The sequence below is a fragment of the Streptomyces sp. NBC_00523 genome (genome assembly GCF_036346615.1).
In the GTDB taxonomy this organism is placed as follows: Bacteria; Actinomycetota; Actinomycetes; order Streptomycetales; family Streptomycetaceae; genus Streptomyces.
On sequence record NZ_CP107836.1, the window covers coordinates 6,675,433 to 6,693,575 of the forward strand.

Consider the following 18,143-nt stretch of genomic DNA (forward strand, 5'->3'; position numbering starts at 1 on the left):
CGCATGAGAGGAGCACACCCGTGCCGAAGGCGACCGTCTCCCTGTGGGATCGCCTCCTCGCGGCGGGCCTGACCGATGTCATCGCGGTCGAGCCGACCACCGGAGGTTTCGCCGCGACCGGCGGACTGGCCCGCCGCGCCGACGGCACGTCGGTGTTCGCCAAGGCGTTCGCCGAGTCACCGTCTGACGACGTCTTCGCCGCGGAAGCCGAAGGGCTGACCGTATTGCGCGAGGTGGGAGGCATCACCACACCCGAGGTCGTTTTCGCCGACCGCGACGTACTCGTACTGTCCGCGCTGCACCCCCGGCCGGCGACCGAGTCGTTCTGGGAGCAGCTCGCGCATGTCCTGGCCCACCTGCACACCGCCACGCGGCATCCCCGATTCGGATGGCACCGTGACAACTGGCTGGGGCGTCGTCGTCAGGTCAACGCCTGGGCCGACGACGGATTCGAGTTCTTCGCCCGGTACCGTCTGCTGCGCTGGCTCGGCGAACGACGTGTCGAGGAAGCGCTCGACGCCGGGGACCGGGCGGCGCTGGAGCGATTGTGCGACCGGCTGCCGGATCTGCTGCCGCCCGCGCCCGCGTGTCTGACGCATGGCGATCTGTGGACGATGAACGTCATGGCCACCGCCGAAGGGCGGCCCGCGCTGATCGATCCGGCCGTGTCCTACCTGTGGGCGGAGGTCGACCTGGCTCACCTGTGGACGACATCGCCTCCGCCCGAGTCGCACGTGTTCTTCGAGGTCTACGCGGAGCTGACCGGCCTCGACCGGGACTGGCGCGCACGCATGCCGATCCTCCAGTTGCGCCAGCACCTGGCCGTCATCGCCCAGTTCGACGCGGACTGGGGAGCCGCGGACCTCGTACGTGCCACACTCGCCCCGTTCCGCCGGTCCTGAGTTCCCTGGATCGGGCTCCGTCGTGCCCGGTGCCCGAACGCGAGGACCAGCGGCGGGGCAAGACCGGCCCGCCCCTCGGATCAGTCGTCGTGCAGCGCCGCGCGGAGGAAGTCCACGGCGAGCTTGCGGGCGACGTTGGCCGCGCGGGTGTCGCGCAGGCTGTCCAGGAGCAGGAAGTCGTGGACCATGCCCGCCACCCGGACGGAGGTCACGTCCACACCGGCCTCGCGCAGCCTGTTGGCGTACTGCTCGCCCTCGTCGCGCAGGACATCGGCCTCATCGGTGATGACGAGCGTCCTGGGCAGGCCCTTGAGCTGGTCCAGGGAGGCCCGGAGCGGCGAGGCGTGGTGCTCGGCGCGCTGGGCGGGGTCGGTGGTGTAGGCGTCCCAGAACCACTTCATGCCGTCGAGGGTGAGGTAGTAGCCCTCGGCGAACTGGTGGTACGAGGGGGTGTCGAAGCCCGCGTCGGTCACCGGGTAGAGCAGCGCCTGCGCCTTGAGGTCGATCCCGCCGCGCTCCTTGTTCATCAGCGCGAACACCGTGGACATGCAACCGCCGACCGACTCGCCGGTGACGGCGATCCGCGAGGTGTCCAGGCCGTGGTCGGCGCCGTGCTCCAGGACCCACCGCCCCACGGCGTAGTTCTGCTCGACCTGGGTCGGGTACTGCGCCTCGGGCGCGCGGTCGTAGACCGGGAAGACACCGGCCGCCCCGGCGCCGACCGTGAGCTCGCGGAAGAGGCGGTCGTGGGTCTTCTCGTCCCCGAAGACCCATCCGGCGCCGTGGATGTAGAACACCACCGGCAGCGGCCCGGTGGACCCGGCGGCCCGGATGATGCGGACACGTACCGTGCCCCACTCGCCCGCGTCCACGTCGACCCATTCCTCGTCCACGTCGGGACGGGGGACGGACGCGTCGCTCTGCAGGCCGAGCAGGATGTCCCGGCCCTTCTCCGGAGGGACCTCGTAGATCCGCGGATGCGGATCCGTCGCCTCGCACAGATCCTTCGCGGCCGGTTCCAGATAGGGGGTGATCGGAGGAGGAAGATCAGTCATGTCCGCTCCAGGTCATGACGCACGAGCGCCCAGTCCACGCGCCCTCGCATCTCGGGAATCGGGCCCGATTCCATCGTTCGCGCTGGTTCCACGCTTCGCAACGTGGGGAGAAGGAAACCGCACCGCCCACCGCCGACGGACCGCCCACGATGCCCGCCGGAAGCCGGGGTGGGCGCGCACAGGCCGGATATACAGTCAGCGCCGGAAGGGACCACACATGCCCATTCACCTGACCGCCGCAGGCGTCAGCCTGGTTGCCGACGAGACGGACGGGCGCGTCCTGCACTGGGGGAGAGGGCTCTCCGAGGCCACCGCCCGGAGCCTGGGTGACGCGGTCGCCGGGACCTCGCTCCTCCCGCTGAACGCCCAGGTCCATCAGGGCCGCCCCGGCCTCATCGGCCACCGGGCGGGCACGGCTTGGTCGCCCTCGTTCACCCACGGCCGTACCGTTCGCGCCGACGGTGCCCGGCTCACCGTTCACGCCGAGGACCCGCACAGTCGGCTGGCGTGGCGGGCGGAGCTGGAGCTGACGGCTTCGGGGCTGCTGCGGATGCGGCACGGGCTGCGCAACACCGGGACCGACGCGTACCAGTTGGACGAGCTGACACCGGTGCTGCCGATTCCCTCGCGGGCGGTCGAGGTCATGGACTTCACCGGCCGGTGGGCCAAGGAACGCCAGCCCCAGCGCCACCCGCTGAGCCACGGCACCCATCTGCGGGAGAGCCGCAGGGGCCGTCCCGGTCACGACAGCCCGTATCTGCTGTCCGCCGGAACGCCCGGATTCGGCTGGGACGACGGCGAGGTCTGGTCGGTGCACCTCGCGTGGAGCGGAAACCAGCGCTCCTACGCGGAACGCATGCCGTCCAACGGCTGCGTGATCGGCACCGGAGAACTGCTCCTGCCCGGCGAGTGCGCCCTCGCACCCGGAGAGGAATACGTGACGCCCTGGCTCTGTGCCGCGTACTCCGCGACCGGACTCAACGGCATCACGCCCCGGTTCCACGACTGGCTGCGGGCCCGCGCCCACCACCCCGACCCGGAGGCGCGGCCGCGTCCCGTCGTCCTCAACAACTGGGAGGCCACCTATTTCGACCACGATCCGCGGCGCCTCATGCCGCTGGTCGAGCGCGCGGCGGAGGTGGGCGTCGAGCGCTTCGTCCTGGACGACGGCTGGTTCCTCGGCCGACGCGACGACACCGCGGGTCTGGGCGACTGGTACGTGGACCCGGACGTGTGGCCGGACGGGCTCGACCCGCTGATCCGTCATGTGCGGGCGCACGGCATGGAGTTCGGGCTGTGGTGCGAGCCGGAGATGGTGAGCCCCGACTCCCGGCTCCTGCGGGAGCACCCCGAGTGGGCGCTGCACGCCGCCGACCGGCTTCCGCCGGACTGGCGGAACCAGCAGGTGCTCGACCTGTGCCGGCCGGAGGCCTACGCCTATCTGCTGGAGCGGTTCGACGCGCTGCTCTCCGCCTACGACATCGCCTACCTCAAGTGGGACCACAACCGCGACCTGGTCGAGCCGGGCCACGAGGGCCGTGCCGCCGTCCGGGCCCAGACCAGCGCCGCGTACCGGCTCCTGGCCGAGCTGCGCGGGCGCCACCCCGGTGTGGAGATCGAGAGCTGCGCCTCGGGCGGCGGACGCGTGGACCTCGGCATCCTGGAACACACCGACCGCGTGTGGACCTCCGACTGCAACGACGCCCTGGAACGTCAGGAGATCCAGCGGGGCACCAACCTGCTGCTGCCCCTCGAACTGACCGGTGCCCACGTCGGACCGACCACCTGCCACAGCACCGGCCGTACGCACACCCTCGCCTTCCGCGCCGCGACCGCGCTGTTCGGGCACTTCGGCATCGAGTGGGACATCACCACCGCCACCGACGCCGAACGCGCCGAACTCGCCGGCTGGGTCACCGAGTACAAGCGCCACCGCACCCTGCTGCACACGGGCCGCCTGTACCGCCACGACAGCCCCGACGACGACGCCGCCTCGCTCACCGCCGTGGTGGCCCCCGACGGCAGCGAGGCGCTCCTGTCGTACGTCCAACTCACGGCGACCCGCGCGGAGATCCCGTCCCGGGCCCGCTTCACCGGCCTCGACCCGGAAGGTGTCTACCGGCTCACCCCGGTCGGCCCCCGGGCCCCCGCCCCCGGCGGACTGAGCCGAGCGCCCGGCTGGTACGCGGAACATGCCGAGTTCACCGGCGAGTTCCTCGCGTACATCGGCCTCGAACTGCCTCTCCTCCACCCCGAGTCGGCGCTCGTCCTGCACGCCGTCCGCGCCCACTGACCGCACCGCGCCGGCCCGCAACGCAGCACGACCACCCCACCGGGACCGGGCGCCGCTACGCCACTGCGTCCCCCTGCTGGGCAAGGACGGGAGCACGAGGACCGCGACCGACCGCGGCAGGACCATCATCAGGGGCACCACGATCTGGCTGTTCCTCGCGCCCGCGCTCGCCGTCGCGCACCGGCACGGTGAACGACAGGCCCTAGGCGCCGGGGCCCGGCCTGCCCGAGACGCGCGGGCCCGGCGCCGGCGAGACGCCCGCACGCGACGCTGACCGTGCGGGTGGTGCCGCCGGCCGCCGGGGCTGAGCGAGGCGCCTCGGCCCCGACCCTCTCCTCTTCCGCGCGAAGAACAACATCGGCCCCGGCCGCGACGCCCCGAACGTCCTGTGCACCTCCGACCGGCTGTGGACCTGCTTCAGCCCGCGGAGGACATCGCCCCGGGCGAGCGCACGGGCCGCTTCGGGCCCGGCTACTGGCGCCGGGCCGCACGGGGCCTGAATCACTTGAGGAGGGCTGCCGGGAGCAAGCGACTCGCTGTAGTCTGGGCAGCCAGCCCTTGACCTGTAAGAACGCAGGCAGGGAGCCGTCCTCCAGGAGCCCCACATGCTGCGCACCATGTTCAAGTCCAAGATCCACCGCGCCACCGTCACCCAGGCTGACCTGCACTACGTCGGTTCCGTCACGGTCGACGCCGAGCTCATGGAGGCGGCGGATCTGCTGCCCGGGGAGCTGGTGCACATCGTGGACATCGACAACGGGGCGCGGCTGGAGACGTACGTCATCGAGGGCGAGCGCGGTTCCGGGGTGATCGGGATCAACGGGGCCGCCGCCCATCTGGTGCACCCGGGTGATCTGGTCATCCTCATCAGCTACGCCCAGGTCGAGGATGCCGAGGCGCGTGCCCTGGTCCCGCGTATCGTGCACGTCGACGCGGACAACCGCATCGTCGCACTCGGTGCCGACGCCTCCGCGCCCGTGCCGGGCAGTGACACCGAGCGCAGCCCGCACGCGGTGCCCGCGGCGCGCTGAGGCGGCTCTCCCAACGAGGGGCACAGCGCCATGGCAGAGCAGACCGGGCCCGAGATCCGTGACGACCGGGCGGCCGGCAAGCTGTCCGCGTACGAGGACGGCGAGGCCGTCGGCGTGATCGCGTACTTCGTGATGGACGGTGAGCCCGCCGGGCTCGTCGCCGTCCACACGGTCGTCGGGTCCGGGCACGAGGGCAAGGGCATCGGCGCCTCCCTGGTCAGGGAGTTCTACGCCATGGCGGGGCGCGAGGGCGTCCCGGTCGTGCCGCTGTGCCCGTACGCCGCGAAGTGGGCCTCGCGCCATCCCGACGAGGCCCCCGAGGCGCCCGAAGGGCTGGTCGAGCGCGCGAAGACGCAGCTGGCCTCGCACCCCGAGCTGTACTGAACCGGAAGGAGCGGCCCGGCCATGACGCTCGCGCTGCTGCACACCTCACCCGTCCACGTCCCGGTCTTCGACGCCCTGCGCGACGCCGACCACCCGGGAACCGCCCTGCGCCACGTCGTACGGGAGGAGCTGCTGACCACGGCGGCGGCGCTGGGGCCCGAGGCGGTGGCCGACGAGGTGGAGGCGGTCGTCGCGGAGCTGGTGGCCGAAGGCGCGGACGCCGTGCTCTGCACCTGCTCGACCATCGGGGCCGTGGCGGAGGCGGCGGGGGTCGCGGTCGGCGTCCCTGTCCTGCGCGTCGACCGGCCCATGGCGGCGGCGGCCGTCCGGGCCGGCCGGGTCACCGTCCTCGCCGCCCTCACCTCCACCCTGGAGCCGACCCGCGCGCTGCTCACCGAGGAGGCGGCCGGTGCCGGGCTGCCGGGGGCCGACGTGCGCACCGTGCTGGTCGACGGTGCCTGGGACCGCTTCACGGCAGGGGACAACGACGGCTTCCTCGACCTGGTGGCGGCCTCGGCCGACGAGGTGCGCGACGCGGACGTCATCGTGCTCGCCCAGGGCTCCATGGCCGGCGCGGCCGAGCGTACGACCACCGCGATCCCGGTCCTGTCCAGCCCGCGCCCCGGCCTGGCCGCAGCCGTGGCGGCCGCGCGGCGGTGACCCGGCGGGGTCGCGTGCGCGCTCCGTCGCTTCGTCCGTACGCAGCGGAGTTCCGCGTCCGTACGTATGGGCTCGCCGGGCGCGGGCAGCCGCTCCGGGAGACGGTGGAAGAGGTCCACCCCCGATCGTTCGGAGGCCCGAGATGACTCATCCGTTCCCCGACCCCGTCCCTCCGGCGCCGACCCCGGGTCCGCTGCCGGAGCCGACGCCGCCCGCGCCGACCCCGCCCGTGCCCACGCCCCCGGGCCCGACGCCCACGCCTCCGGGGCCCGCGCCCGACCCGATTCCGCAGCCGCCGTCGCCGGACCCCGACCCGGTGCCGCCGCCCGAGCCCGAGCCGTCACCGGTCTGAGCGCCGCGGATCGGCGGCCCCGGCGTGCGGCAGGCCCTCAGCCCGCGGCCAGCATCGCGTCGGCCCGGGCGGTGACCTCGGTCAGCACCCGGCCCGCCGCGGCCAGGTCCTCGGCCGGCAGGTCTCCGTAGAGCCGGGCAGCGAGGTCGGCGACGCCCGCCTTGTACGACTGGATCAGCGCGTCGCCCGCCGGGGTGAGCGCGAGCAGGTCCCCGGGCCGCTCCTCCACCAGACCGGCGGACGTCAGCTCGCCGACGGTGGCCTCCGCCGCCGGAACGCCGAGCTTCACGGCGCCGGTGAGGCGCTCGATCAGTGCACGGCGCCCGACCGTGCCGCCCGCGGCTTCGGCGGCGCTGAGCGCCAAGGCCTGGTGGAAGGTGGCGCCCCGGGGCAGCAGCCGTTCGGCGAGCGCGCGGGTGGCGTAGTGGGCCATGCCGATGACCTGGCCGTTCACGGTGGGTGCGGTGGGTGCGGTGGGTGGGGTGGTCATGATGACTCCTCGCGGGAAGCGGTGGCTGGGGGGACCGGCACGTCGAGCAGGGCCGTCAGTGCCTCGGTGAACGCCTCGGTGCCCTGGCCGCCGAGACCGCCGAGGGGTGCGAGCAGCCCGTTGACGAGCTCCCGCACCACCGCGACCGCGCGCTCCGTCGTCACGCGGCCCTCCTCGGTCAGTGAGAGCCGGACGGCCCTGCTGTCCGAGGGGTCGGTGGTCCGTTCGACCAGGCCCGCTGCCTCCAGGGCGCGGGCCAGCTTCGAGACGTAGAGCGCTTCGAGTCCGGTGTGGTCCGCCAGCGCCCGCTGACTCGGCCGCAGCCCCGCATGCTCCATGCCTTGCAGGGAGGCGACCAGCGAATACTGCGCGTGCGTCAGGCCGAGCGGTGTCAGCGCGCGGTCGATGGCCACCCGCCACTTCATGGACAGACGCCAGACCAGGAAACCCGGGGTTGCGCCCTCGATCGCATTGCTCATGACGAATAACGTACATGGCTACTATGTCCATGGCTACTAAATTCCGCGAGGGCCACCGCGGCGCGCACACCCGCCCGCTCAGTCCCCCATGTCGAGCAGCGCGTCGGCGTGCGCCAGGCCGCTCTCGGCGGAGACCGAGTCCAGCGACTGGGCGTCGCGCACCGGCGCGAACCGCACCACCGGATCCTCGCGGCCGCTCGTACCGGTGAGGTCGAATCCGTACACCGCCGGGCGCGGCAGGCTGTTGTACGACCACGGGGTGGAGAAGTAGTACGCCCCCGTGTCGTACAGCACCACGAAGTCGCCCGACCGCAGCTCGGGCAGCTCCCGGGCGTGCGCGACGACATCCCCGGCGAAGCAGCACGGCCCCGCGATGTCCTGGACCACCATCGGCCCGTCCTTGGGTCGTCCTTCGGCGTCGAAGGCGCCGACCCGCAGCGGCCAGGCGTCCGGCATGAAGACGGTACGGGTGGCGGTCTGCGCCCCCGCGTGGGTCAGCGCGATACGGCGGCCGCCCGCGTCCTTCGTGTACTCGACCAGCGCGCCGATGAAGCCGTTCTTCGCGAGCAGAGACCGCCCGAACTCGGTGACCAGCTCGTACCGCCCGTCGAAGAGACCCGGCACCGCCGCCCGCAGCGCCGCCGCGTACGCCGCGAAGGTGGGGCGCACCTCGTCGTCGGCGAAGTTGACCGGCAGGCCGCCGCCGATGTCGAGCCCGGTGACCTGGCGGCGGCCCAGCGTCTCGTTGATCTCCTCGGCCAGCCGGTACGTCTCGGCGATCCCGGCCGCGATCAGCTCCAACGAGCAGCCCTGCGACCCGACATGGGCGTGCAGCCGGGTCAGCCACGGGTGAGCGGCGAACGCCTTCACGACCTGCTCGCGCGCGCCGGGGTCGCGCAGCGCCACGCCGAACTTCGAGGTTGCCGTCGCCGTGCTCATCGCGCCGATCGAGCCGCCGCCGACCTGCGGGTTCACCCGGAGGCCGATGGCGGACACCGCGTCCGACGGGCGCAGCGAGGCGATCCGGGCCACCTCGTCCAGGTTGTCCGCGTTGATCGCCACGCCCACGGCCAGGGCGTGCCGGATCTCGTCCCGGGTCTTGGCGGGCGAGTCCAGCACGATCCGGGACGGCGCGAACCCGGCGTCCAGCGCCAGCCGCAGCTCACCCGGGCTCGCGACCTCGCAGCCCATCCCGCACCGGGCGAGCAGCCGCAACACGGGGACCAGCGAGGACGCCTTCGCGGCAAAGGTGTGCAGCACGGCGGGCACCCCGGGGAACGCCTCGTGCAGGGCGGCGACCGAGGCGCGGACGCCGTCCGTGTCGATGAAACCGGCGACCGGGCTCGCCTCGCCGAGCAGACCGGCGGCCACGGCGTGGCGGACGACCGCCGCGACACGCGCGGAGCCCGCCGGGATCGAGGGAGAGAGGGCGGAGGAGGGCGAAGAAAGGCTCATGGAGCCAGAGTCGGCGATGAGTGCCCCCAGGTCTCTGTCCGGGCGGCCAAGAACGGTGCGCTTCCTTGTCCGGTCGGCCAACAGTGAAGAGGAGGCGCGGCCGTACGGACAGACCGCAACCTACCCGCTGAGCCGGACGGCGAGCGTGACCAGCAGCCGGGTGTCGGGGTCGTCCAGATCCACCCCGAACCGCTCCCGGGCGCGCCGCAGCCGGTAGCGCAGCGTGTTCGGGTGGACGACCAGGCGCTCCGCCGCCCGCGCCACGTCGCCCGACGCGTCCAGATAGGCCGCCAGCGACCGGACCAGCTCGCCCCCGGCCGCCAGATCCGTCCGGACCAGTTCGTGCACCGGCCCCCGCCCCGCCTCCCAGACCGGCCGGGCGGCGTCCAGGACCCGGGCGACATCCAGCGAGGGGCCCACGCCTGCCGCGTCCGCCGACCGCCGGGCGTCCCCCGCCGCCGCCCGCTCGCGCAGCACCCGTACGACGAGCAGGGCCTCCTCGCACGACTCCCGCACCCCGGCCGCCCCCGCCGCCACCGGACCGGCCCCCGCCAGCGCCCCGGCGTCCTGCGCCTGGCCCGCCAGCTCCCGGGCCAGCGCCGCCGCGCCCCGGTCCGGCCCGGCGTCCACGGGCAGCAGCACCAGCAGCCGGTCGCCGTCGCGCAGCACGCGTACGGACGGGCGGTACGTCGCGGCCTGGAGCGCGGCCACGTCGAGCGTGCGGTCGCCCGGGGCGGGCGCGGCGGCCAGGGGTTCGGCGACCACGACCGCGCAGGCGGCGTCGGGGGAGAGGCCGAGCGACCAGGCGTGCGTACGGGCGTCCCCGTCCCCGTACAGCAGTCCGCGCAGCGCGAGTTCGCTGCGGCGGGCGGCGCCGCTCTCGCGCAGCCGGTGCCGCACCAGCAGGGGTGCGGCGACCTCGGCGGCCCGGCGCAGCGCGTCCGGCGCGTCCGGGCGCAGCGGGCGTCCGTCGCCGGCCACCCAGATCGAGCCCAGGACCTCCGGGCCGCTGCGGACCGCGATGATCAGGCGCTCCGGTCCCTCGGCGTCGGCCGCGCGGTGGATCACGTCCCGGGACGTCCACAGCGTCCGCAGCAGCCCGCTGCGCCGCAGCTCCGCGACCCGCCACTCCGGGACCCGGCCGCCCAGGATGGTGGACCGGCGCAGCGCATCGGCGTCGGGGCCGGTGGCGGAGTGGGCCAGGACCCGCAGGCGGGTGTCCTCGATGGTGATCGACCCGCCGGTGTACTCGGCGACGGCCGCCGCGAGCGCGCTCAGGCTCTCCGGGCCCCCGGGCGCGATCCGCCCGGCAGCTCCGTCGTCGGCGCCCGCCCGGGCGCAGGCCAGCGCGGAACGCAGCAGCGCGGCGGCGTCCGTCCAGTCGGCCCACTCCGCGCGGGTGAGCAGGGCCACCCCCGCCTCCTCGGCGGCGGCGAGCACCTGCGGCGCGACGGCCACCCCCTCCACGGCGCGCAGCACCACGCCGGACGCGCCCCGGCGCGCGGCCTCGCGGACCGGGGCGGCGGCTTCGGGGGACGAGGCGGGCGCCCCGGTGACCAGGACCAGGCAGCCGTCCAGCGACCGGGCCGGGCCCTCGTCGCCCACAGCCACCCCGCGCACTCCGACGTCACGGCCGGCCGGGGCGAGCAGCAGCCGCAGGCTACCCCCGTCGTCGAAGGCGAGGACCTCGCGCAGCGCGACGGACGGCTCCGGCGGGAGGGCGGCACGGCTCGTCATGGCAGCCGAGCATACGAGCACCCCCGCGGCGCGGGACCGGCGCTCACTCGTCGTTGAGGTCGTTCCGGCTGCACGCCAGGACCCCGGCCGTGCCCGCGAGCCGTGCCGTCAGCGCGTCCGGGTCGCCCCGCCCCTGCACGCTCAGCGCGATCTCCACGGTCCCCTCGGCGTCCGGTTGCGCGCGCCGCCGCCGGTATCTGCCGGACCCGGAGAGCGTGGTCAGCTCGGACACCGCGAACCCGGTCTCCGTACAGTGGTTGACCAGCTCGCGCAGAGCCCCGACGCCCTCGGTGTACGTGATGCGGTAGCCGATGGACGCGTTGCGCAGGGTGGGGAGCCGGTGGGCGAGGGGGCGTACGCCGTAGGACACCAGGAAGTACGCGAGCGTGGCCAGCGTCGCGAGCACGGGCAGCCCGGCGCCGGCCGCGCAGCCCACGGCGGCGGTGAGCCAGATGGAGGCCGCCGTGGTGAGGCCCCGCACCGAGCCCCGGTGGACGAAGATGACGCCGCCGCCGATGAAGCCGAGCCCGGACACGATCTGGGCCGCGACCCGCGAGGGGTCCAGCTCCACCTGGCCGGTCACCACGACGTCGGAGAAGCCGAACTTGCTGACCAGTGTGAAGAGCGCGGCCCCGAGCCCGACGATCGTGTAGGTGCGCAGCCCGGCCGCCTTCTGGCGGATCTCACGCTCGATCCCGATCGCGCACGACAGGACGAACGCGATGCCGAACTGCGCCGCGTGCGTCCAGTTCTGACCGAACGGTTCGTTGATGTCGAGTGCCACGCAGCCTCCGTACCCGTCCGGCGGAACATGATCGGACAGAGTCCACCGTACCCGTCCAATCGGGGCCCGGAGGCAAGCGGCGGGCGGTCGCGGGTCAAGGCCGCCACAAGAAGGCGGCGGCGGCTCCCGAGCCGCCGGGAACCGCCGCCGTCCGCGTCAGGGGTTACGGGCTGACGCAGCCGATCGAGCCGACGGGGAAGTCATTGCCCGTCGAGGTGGCCGTGAAGCCGAACGTGACGCTGCCGTCCGGCGGGATCGACCGGTTGTAGTCGGCGTTCTTCACCGTCAGCGTGCCGTCGGACCCGGTGCTCAGCACCCCGCTCCACACGCTGCTGACCGTGGTGCCGGTGCCGGGCTTCCACTGCACGGCCCAGCCGTCGAGCGCCGTCGTGTTGTGGTTCATGACCTCGACGGAGCCCTGGAAGCCGCCGCTCCAGGAGTTGGTCACGTTGTAGACCGCCATGCACCCGGTGTGCGGGTCGGTCGGGTCCGTGGGGTCGGTCGGGTCCGGGGTCGGGTCGGTGGGGTCCGGGTCGGGGGTGCTGCCCGAGCCGCGGATGCCGGTGACCTCGCCGTTTCCGCCGTCGAAGACGATGTCGGAGCAGGAGAAGAAGTTCTCCTGGCTGTCCGAGCGCACCCACTGGATGAACATGACCGCGTCACCCGAGCGGCCCGAGGGCAGGGTCAGGTCCCAGTAGTAGTGACCGCCGTCGGTGCCCGGCGAACCCACCTGGGGCGGGTTGGAGACCGTCTGGATCAGATCGAGGTCGTCCCAGCCCAGTTCGGTGGTGGGGGAGTACCCGGGCTTGGACATGTACACCCGGAACTCGCCCGGGTGCGCGGCCCAGTTGCTGTGGTCCACCTCGATCTTGGCGCCCGAGGTGAGGTGCGTACGGGGCCAGTCGCCGCGCGGCGCGTTGTAGCCGGTGAAGTTGTACGGGGAGCGGTCACCGGCGCTGCACAGCGTGCCGTCCGGGACGTAACCCTGGTTCCGGCCACCCGCGTTGGAGTCCAGCACGGCGAACCAGTTGTACAGGGAGCTCGCGCCGCTCTCCGCGAGGGCGGCCTTGCACGCGGGGTTGGTCGGGTCCAGCGAACCGGTGCTCGTCTTGGCGTCCAGCCAGCAGAGGTAGGTGCGCGAGCCAGGTGACATGGTGACACCGTGGGCCTGCGCGCTTCCCTGGCCCAGCAGGGTGAAGGCGATACCGCCGAGCAGTGTCGCCAGCACCGCCGCCAGGGAGGCGAGTTGTGTTCTGCGTCGTGCCATGGTGTCTCCTTCTGCGGGTGCGGGTGCGGGTGCGGGTGCGGGTGCGAAGGGATTACGGGGGTGCGGAATGTGGGAGCGCTCCCATGCTTTCGTTGGTAGGGGACTGTAAGGCAGTAGTCGTGTCCCTGACAACCCTGCGGCCAGCATCGGCTGAAATGGGCCGCGATTGGCGCACGCGCCTACCGGCTGTCGTCAACCACCTTGCGCATCAGCCGGACTGACGCACCATCAGCCGCGTACGCAGAATCACGTGGTGCCACGCGACCTTCGGCCGGCTCATCTCCTCCAGCAGTAGCCGCACCATCGCCCGGCCGATCTCCTCCATCGGCTGCTGGACCGTCGTGAGCGGCGGGTCGGTCTGCTCGGCGAGCTCGAAGTCGTCGAAGCCGACCACCGCCACGTCCTCCGGCACCCGCCGCCCCGCCGCGCGCAGCGCGGCCAGCGCCCCGGCCGCCATGCTGTCCGACGCGGCGAACACCGCGTCGACCTCCGGATGCCGCTCGATCAGGCGGGCCATCGCGCGCCGCCCGCTGGCCTCGGTGAAGTCGCCCTGGGCCACCAGGGACGGGGGCTCGGCGCAGCCCGCCTCGCGCAGGGCCTCCCGGTAGCCGCGCAGTCGGCACTGGGCGACGTACATCTCGGGCGGACCGGCGATCGCGGCGATGGTTCTGCGCCCGCCGCGCACCAGATGGCCGACCGCGTCCCGCGCCCCGCCAACGTTGTCGGCGTCCACATAGGTGACCCGCTCGTCGCCCGAGCGGCGGCCGAGGAGCACGGTCGGCACCCCGGCGTCCGCGAGCATGTCGGGCAGCCGGTCCTCGGCGCTCACCGACATGAGCAGCACCCCGTCGACCCGGCCGCCGCGCACGTACTCCAGGAGCCGTTGCCGTTCGCTGTCCGTACGGACGAGGGTGAGCAGGAGCTGCACGCCCTGCTCGTTCAGGGCGTCCCCGACCGCGCGCACGATCTCCGAGAAGAACGGCTCCCCGAACAGCCGCCAGTCCGTCTTGGTCATCACCAGGGCGACGGCGCCCGCGCGTTGTCCGGCCAGGGAGCGGGCGGCCAGGTTGGGCACGTAACCCAGTTCGTCGATGGCGCGCTGCACGGCGCGGCGGGTGGACTCCCGGACGCCCGCGGCGTTGTTGATCACTCGGGAGACGGTGCCCCGGCCCACCCCGGCGAGCGCCGCCACCTCTTCCAGCGTCGGCGTGCCGGAACCCCTGTTCAGCATGGACCACCCCCAAGAGGCACCGATCCTACGGCCAGGAGGGTGAACGGCCGGGGGAGTCGGATCAATTGACGGCGTGATCGGGCCGTTCTCCTGGGAGCGCTCCCAAGTTTATTTGTGCATGACAGCGTCGAATGGCTATGCGCGGCGACCCGCGGCGTGTACGGTCCAGGGCCGATGGGTTCTGGGAGCGCTCCCATCCAGTTGTTCCTCAGTTGGTCCCCCTACGAACGAGGAGAAATGCTGTGAAACGCTTCTTGGCTCTGCTGGCGGCCGGTGCCACGGCCACGGGCCTGACGGTCCTGGCCGGCCCTCCCGCGGCGGCCGCCACCGGCTGCAAGGTGGAGTACACGGTCACCAGCCAGTGGGAGGGCGGCTTCCAGGGCGGGGTGAAGGTCACCAACCTGGGTGACGCCGTCAGTGGCTGGCGGCTCAAGTTCACCCTGCCCGACTCGGGCCAGAAGGTGGTCCAGGGCTGGAACGCCACCTGGTCGCAGTCCGGCTCCGCGGTCACCGCGGCCGGCGTCGACTGGAACGGCTCCCTGGCCACCGGCGGCACGGCGGACCTGGGCTTCGTCGGCTCCTTCTCGGGCGCCAACCCGGCGCCCACGGGCTTCACGCTCAACGGCGTCGCCTGCACGGGGACCGTCGGGGGCGGGGGCGACGACGACGATCCGCCACCGGCCACGGGGGGTGGCACCCCGGTGGAGACCAACGGCCAGCTCCATGTGTGCGGCACAAACCTGTGCAACCAGTACAACCGCCCGATCCAGCTGCGCGGCATGAGCACGCACGGCCTCCAGTGGTTCAGCCAGTGCTACAACAACGCGTCGCTGGACGCGCTGGCGAACGACTGGAAGGCGGACCTGCTGCGCACCGCCATGTACGTGCAGGAGGACGGCTACGAGACCGACCCGGCGGGCTTCACCAACAAGGTCAACAGCCTGGTCGACATGGCCGAGGCCCGTGGCATGTACGCCCTGATCGACTTCCACACCCTCACGCCGGGCGACCCGAACTACAACCTGGAGCGCGCCAAGACCTTTTTCGCGTCCGTCGCCGCCCGTAACGCCTCGAAGAAGAACGTCATCTACGAGATCGCCAACGAGCCCAACGGTGTGAGCTGGGCGGGCATCAAGAACTACGCCGAGCAGGTCATCCCGGTCATTCGGGCCGCCGACCCGGACGCGGTCGTCATCGTCGGCACGCGCGGTTGGTCGTCGCTCGGTGTCTCGGACGGCTCCAACGAGAGCGAGGTCGTCAACAGCCCCGTCAACGCCACCAACATCATGTACGCGTTCCACTTCTACGCCGCCAGTCACAAGGACAACTACCGCTCGACGGTGAGCCGGGCCGCTTCGCGACTCCCGCTCTTCGTGACGGAGTTCGGCACGGTGAGCGCCACCGGCGGCGGCGCGCTGGACCAGGCGAGCACGACCGCCTGGCTGGATCTGCTCGACCAGCTGAAGATCAGCTACGCGAACTGGACCTACTCGGACGCCAATGAGAGCAGTGCCGCCTTCAAGCCCGGCACCTGCGACGGCGGCGACTACAGCAGCAGCGGTGTCCTCACCGAGTCGGGCGCGCTGCTCAAGTCCCGGATCAGCACCCCGGACAACTTCCCCACCAGCTGATCCGTGAGATACGGGGCCCCGGCGCGGCCGGGGCTCCGCATCCGTGTGTCCACGGGCCGAACCTTGACACTCCGTCGATAGCGGCGAGACACTGTGAGCGCTTTGGGAGAGCGCTCTCCCGAGCGATCTCGGCCACCGTGTCGACCCACTCCCCGCTGTCGGCGCGGTACGGAAGCCCGCGGCGGTCACGGCCATCCGTGACCACCGCGGGCTTCTGTGTATATTCGGCGGAGCGCAAAGCTAAGGGGTCTAGGAAACACGTCGGCAGGGGTGGACATGGTGCGCGCGGGGCTCACGACCGAACGGGTCGTGGCGGCTGCGGCCGATCTGGCGGACACGGCCGGCTTCGACAAGGTCACCATCTCCGCGCTGGCCCGGGGCTTCGGTGTCAAGGACGCGAGCCTCTACTCCCACGTCAAGAACCTGGGCGACCTGCGGACACGCGTCGCGCTGCTGGCCGCCGAGGAGTTCATCGATCGCATCGAGGCGGCGGTGGCCGGCCGGGCCGGGAAGGACGCGCTGGTCGCCTTCGCCGACGCCTACCGCACCTTCGCGCTGGAGCACCCCGGCCGGTACGCGGCCACGCAGTACCGCGTCGACCCCGCGATCGTCGCCGAGGCCCCCGCGTACCACCGCACCCTCCGCACCACCTCCGCGATGCTCCGCGCGTACGGCCTGACCGAACCCGACCTCACGGACGCGGTACGCCTGCTGCGCAGCACCTTCCACGGCTTCACCGCCCTGGAGGGTGACGGCGGCTTCGAGGCGCCGCGGCCCGTGCAGAAGTCGTGGGAGCGCGCGGTGGAGGGGCTGCACTTCCTGCTGTCGAACTGGGCGCGGGCGACCGAGGGGGCGTAGCCCTCGCCGGGGCCGGAGCGCATGGGGCATCCGGCGGCCTGTCGGCCGGTGCGCGGTGCACGTCCAGTGGTGGGGTGCCGCCCGGTGGCTGCGTCGCGCACCCCGAAACCCCCGGCGGCGGCGGTGGTCCGTCGCGGCCGGGGGCTGTCCGGAGCCCTGGCTGGGTGTCAGGCGGCCTTGCGGGAGCGGGGTGTTGTCGCTTCGCGGATCAGTTCGGCGTAGCGGCGGCCGCTGGTTTTGACCGTGCGGCGCTGGGTCGCGTAGTCGACGTGGACCAGGCCGAACCGCTTGTCGTAGCCGTACGCCCACTCGAAGTTGTCGAGGAGCGACCAGGCGAAGTACCCGGCCAGCGGGGCGCCCTTGCGGACGGCGCGGGCGCAGGCCGCGAGGTGTTCCTCCAGGTACTGCGTGCGCTCGGGGTCGTGCACGGACCCGTCGGGCAGCACGACGTCCTGGTAGGCCGAGCCGTTCTCCGTGACGTAGATGCGCTCGACGCCGTACTCCTCGGTGAGGCGCAGGAGCAACTGCTCCAGGCCCTGGGCGTGCACCTCCCAGTCCATGTGGGTGTGGCGGGACCCGGGCAGGTACACCTGCTTGGCGTGCGGGACCGGGCCGGACGGGTCGGCGGTGACGACCTGGCGGAAGTAGTAGTTGACGCCCAGCCAGTCCAGCGGCGCGGAGATGAGCTCCATGTCGCCTTCCTGGACGGGGAGTTCGACTCCGTACAGGTCCACCATGTCCTGCGGGTAGCCGCGCCCGAGGATCGGGTCGAGCCACCAGCGGTTGATGTGCCCGTCACCGCGCACCGCCGCCGCCCGGTCCGCCTCACGGTCGGTGGCCGCCTCGACGGGGCTGAGGTTGTTGACGATGCCGACCCGGGCGTCGGGGGAGATGCTCCGGATCGCCTGCACCGCGAGGCCATGGCCCAGGTGCAGGTGGTACGAGGCCCGGACGGCGGCGGTCAGGTCGGTGAGACCCGGTGCCATCGTGCCCTCCAGGTGGCCGATCCACGCCGAGCACAGCGGCTCGTTGAGGGTCGCCCAGTCCTTGACCCGGTCCCCGAGGCGTTCCACGACGACCGAGGTGTACGCGGCGAAGTGCTCCGCGGTCTCCCGTACGGTCCAGCCGCCCCGGTCCTGGAGCGCCTGCGGCAGGTCCCAGTGGTAGAGCGTGGCGAACGGGGTGATCCCGGCCTCCAGCAGCCCGTCCACCAGCCGGTCGTAGAAGTCGAGGCCGGCCGCGTTGACCGGTCCGTCGCCGCCGGGCACGATGCGCGGCCAGGCGAGCGAGAAGCGGTACGCGTTCGCCCCCACCTCCTTGATCAGGCCGATGTCCTCCGGGACCCGGTGGTAGTGGTCGCAGGCCACGTCGCCGGTGTCGCCGCCGGCCACCTTGCCCGGGGTGTGCGAGAAGGTGTCCCAGATGGAGGGGGCGCGGCCGTCCTCGGCCACGGCTCCCTCGATCTGGTACGCGGCGGTGGCGACGCCCCAGGTGAAGCCGGCCGGCAGGGCGCTGAGGTCGTTCACGGACTTCC

General features: G+C 72.7%; 16 protein-coding genes. 7 read left to right on the forward strand and 9 right to left on the reverse strand.

Translation table 11 applies throughout. The features are described from left to right. Positions 1-20 precede the first annotated feature (20 nt). A complete protein-coding gene (locus OHS17_RS30110) occupies positions 21-902 on the forward strand; it encodes a fructosamine kinase family protein (RefSeq protein WP_330314706.1) in 882 nt (293 codons plus the stop codon). A gap of 80 nt (positions 903-982) precedes the next feature. Here the strand turns inward: OHS17_RS30110 and OHS17_RS30115 are convergent, their stop codons facing one another. After that, positions 983-1,957: an alpha/beta hydrolase gene (locus OHS17_RS30115; RefSeq protein WP_330314707.1), complete on the reverse strand. Its 975-nt coding sequence runs from the start codon at positions 1,955-1,957 to the stop codon at positions 983-985. 217 nt (positions 1,958-2,174) lie between these two features. On the opposite strand from OHS17_RS30115, the gene OHS17_RS30120 reads away from it, so the two are divergent. The 4 genes from OHS17_RS30120 (at position 2,175) to OHS17_RS30135 (ending at position 6,325) form a co-directional block, all read left to right on the forward strand. Further along, complete coding sequence (locus OHS17_RS30120) at positions 2,175-4,250, forward strand: alpha-galactosidase (RefSeq protein WP_330314708.1); 2,076 nt, start codon at positions 2,175-2,177, stop codon at positions 4,248-4,250. 605 nt (positions 4,251-4,855) lie between these two features. Then, positions 4,856-5,281, forward strand: coding sequence for an aspartate 1-decarboxylase (panD, locus tag OHS17_RS30125; RefSeq protein ID WP_018099995.1), 426 nt, complete (start codon positions 4,856-4,858; stop codon positions 5,279-5,281). A 30-nt stretch (positions 5,282-5,311) separates the two neighbouring features. After that, positions 5,312-5,665, forward strand: coding sequence for a GNAT family N-acetyltransferase (locus OHS17_RS30130; protein WP_330314709.1), 354 nt, complete (start codon positions 5,312-5,314; stop codon positions 5,663-5,665). Positions 5,666-5,686: 21 nt separating this feature from the next. Then, positions 5,687-6,325: an aspartate/glutamate racemase family protein gene (locus OHS17_RS30135; protein ID WP_330314710.1), complete on the forward strand. Its 639-nt coding sequence runs from the start codon at positions 5,687-5,689 to the stop codon at positions 6,323-6,325. Positions 6,326-6,714: 389 nt separating this feature from the next. Here the strand turns inward: OHS17_RS30135 and OHS17_RS30140 are convergent, their stop codons facing one another. The 7 genes from OHS17_RS30140 to OHS17_RS30170 form a co-directional block, all read right to left on the reverse strand. Then, positions 6,715-7,167 (reverse strand): hypothetical protein, encoded by a 453-nt coding sequence (locus tag OHS17_RS30140; RefSeq protein WP_330314711.1) that lies wholly within the window; start codon positions 7,165-7,167, stop codon positions 6,715-6,717. After that, a complete protein-coding gene (locus OHS17_RS30145) occupies positions 7,164-7,646 on the reverse strand; it encodes a MarR family winged helix-turn-helix transcriptional regulator (RefSeq protein ID WP_330314712.1) in 483 nt (160 codons plus the stop codon). Before OHS17_RS30145 ends, OHS17_RS30140 begins: the two co-directional genes overlap by 4 nt. 78 nt (positions 7,647-7,724) lie before the next feature. Then, complete coding sequence (locus tag OHS17_RS30150; protein WP_330314713.1) at positions 7,725-9,101, reverse strand: diaminopimelate decarboxylase; 1,377 nt, start codon at positions 9,099-9,101, stop codon at positions 7,725-7,727. Positions 9,102-9,221: 120 nt separating this feature from the next. Continuing rightward, on the reverse strand, positions 9,222-10,838 hold the full coding sequence (locus OHS17_RS30155; RefSeq protein ID WP_330314714.1) for a PucR family transcriptional regulator: 1,617 nt from the start codon (positions 10,836-10,838) through the stop codon (positions 9,222-9,224). A 43-nt stretch (positions 10,839-10,881) separates the two neighbouring features. Further along, the gene (locus OHS17_RS30160) at positions 10,882-11,622 is read right to left on the reverse strand and encodes an MgtC/SapB family protein (RefSeq protein ID WP_018099988.1); all 741 of its coding nucleotides are present in this window, start codon (positions 11,620-11,622) and stop codon (positions 10,882-10,884) included. Positions 11,623-11,785: 163 nt separating this feature from the next. Beyond that, on the reverse strand, positions 11,786-12,889 hold the full coding sequence (locus OHS17_RS30165; protein ID WP_161212048.1) for a lytic polysaccharide monooxygenase auxiliary activity family 9 protein: 1,104 nt from the start codon (positions 12,887-12,889) through the stop codon (positions 11,786-11,788). Positions 12,890-13,097: 208 nt separating this feature from the next. Beyond that, positions 13,098-14,120, reverse strand: coding sequence for a LacI family DNA-binding transcriptional regulator (locus OHS17_RS30170; RefSeq protein ID WP_330314715.1), 1,023 nt, complete (start codon positions 14,118-14,120; stop codon positions 13,098-13,100). Positions 14,121-14,362: 242 nt separating this feature from the next. Between OHS17_RS30170 and OHS17_RS30175 the strand changes: the two genes are divergently transcribed. Together OHS17_RS30175 and OHS17_RS30180 are read left to right on the forward strand one after the other, a co-directional pair. Next, the gene (locus OHS17_RS30175; protein ID WP_330314716.1) at positions 14,363-15,751 is read left to right on the forward strand and encodes a cellulase family glycosylhydrolase; all 1,389 of its coding nucleotides are present in this window, start codon (positions 14,363-14,365) and stop codon (positions 15,749-15,751) included. Positions 15,752-16,027: 276 nt separating this feature from the next. Beyond that, entirely contained in the window at positions 16,028-16,609 is a 582-nt protein-coding gene (locus tag OHS17_RS30180; RefSeq protein WP_161212050.1) for a TetR/AcrR family transcriptional regulator, read from the forward strand. Positions 16,610-16,776: 167 nt separating this feature from the next. On the opposite strand, the gene OHS17_RS30185 is transcribed toward OHS17_RS30180, so the two are convergent. Further along, a complete protein-coding gene (locus OHS17_RS30185) occupies positions 16,777-18,135 on the reverse strand; it encodes a GH1 family beta-glucosidase (RefSeq protein WP_330314717.1) in 1,359 nt (452 codons plus the stop codon). Positions 18,136-18,143 lie beyond the last annotated feature (8 nt).

What these genes read in the sequence shown, in the direction of transcription:
- OHS17_RS30165 (WP_161212048.1), bottom strand. Translation starts at nt 12,889, where the DNA reads ATGGCACGACGCAGAACACAACTCGCCTCCCTGGCGGCGGTGCTGGCG.
- OHS17_RS30145 (WP_330314712.1), bottom strand. Translation starts at nt 7,646, where the DNA reads ATGAGCAATGCGATCGAGGGCGCAACCCCGGGTTTCCTGGTCTGGCGT.
- OHS17_RS30155 (WP_330314714.1), bottom strand. Translation starts at nt 10,838, where the DNA reads ATGACGAGCCGTGCCGCCCTCCCGCCGGAGCCGTCCGTCGCGCTGCGC.
- OHS17_RS30150 (WP_330314713.1), bottom strand. Translation starts at nt 9,101, where the DNA reads ATGAGCCTTTCTTCGCCCTCCTCCGCCCTCTCTCCCTCGATCCCGGCG.
- OHS17_RS30115 (WP_330314707.1), bottom strand. Translation starts at nt 1,957, where the DNA reads ATGACTGATCTTCCTCCTCCGATCACCCCCTATCTGGAACCGGCCGCG.
- OHS17_RS30140 (WP_330314711.1), bottom strand. Translation starts at nt 7,167, where the DNA reads ATGACCACCCCACCCACCGCACCCACCGCACCCACCGTGAACGGCCAG.
- OHS17_RS30135 (WP_330314710.1), top strand. Translation starts at nt 5,687, where the DNA reads ATGACGCTCGCGCTGCTGCACACCTCACCCGTCCACGTCCCGGTCTTC.
- panD (WP_018099995.1), top strand. Translation starts at nt 4,856, where the DNA reads ATGCTGCGCACCATGTTCAAGTCCAAGATCCACCGCGCCACCGTCACC.
- OHS17_RS30130 (WP_330314709.1), top strand. Translation starts at nt 5,312, where the DNA reads ATGGCAGAGCAGACCGGGCCCGAGATCCGTGACGACCGGGCGGCCGGC.
- OHS17_RS30120 (WP_330314708.1), top strand. Translation starts at nt 2,175, where the DNA reads ATGCCCATTCACCTGACCGCCGCAGGCGTCAGCCTGGTTGCCGACGAG.
- OHS17_RS30180 (WP_161212050.1), top strand. Translation starts at nt 16,028, where the DNA reads ATGGTGCGCGCGGGGCTCACGACCGAACGGGTCGTGGCGGCTGCGGCC.
- OHS17_RS30170 (WP_330314715.1), bottom strand. Translation starts at nt 14,120, where the DNA reads ATGCTGAACAGGGGTTCCGGCACGCCGACGCTGGAAGAGGTGGCGGCG.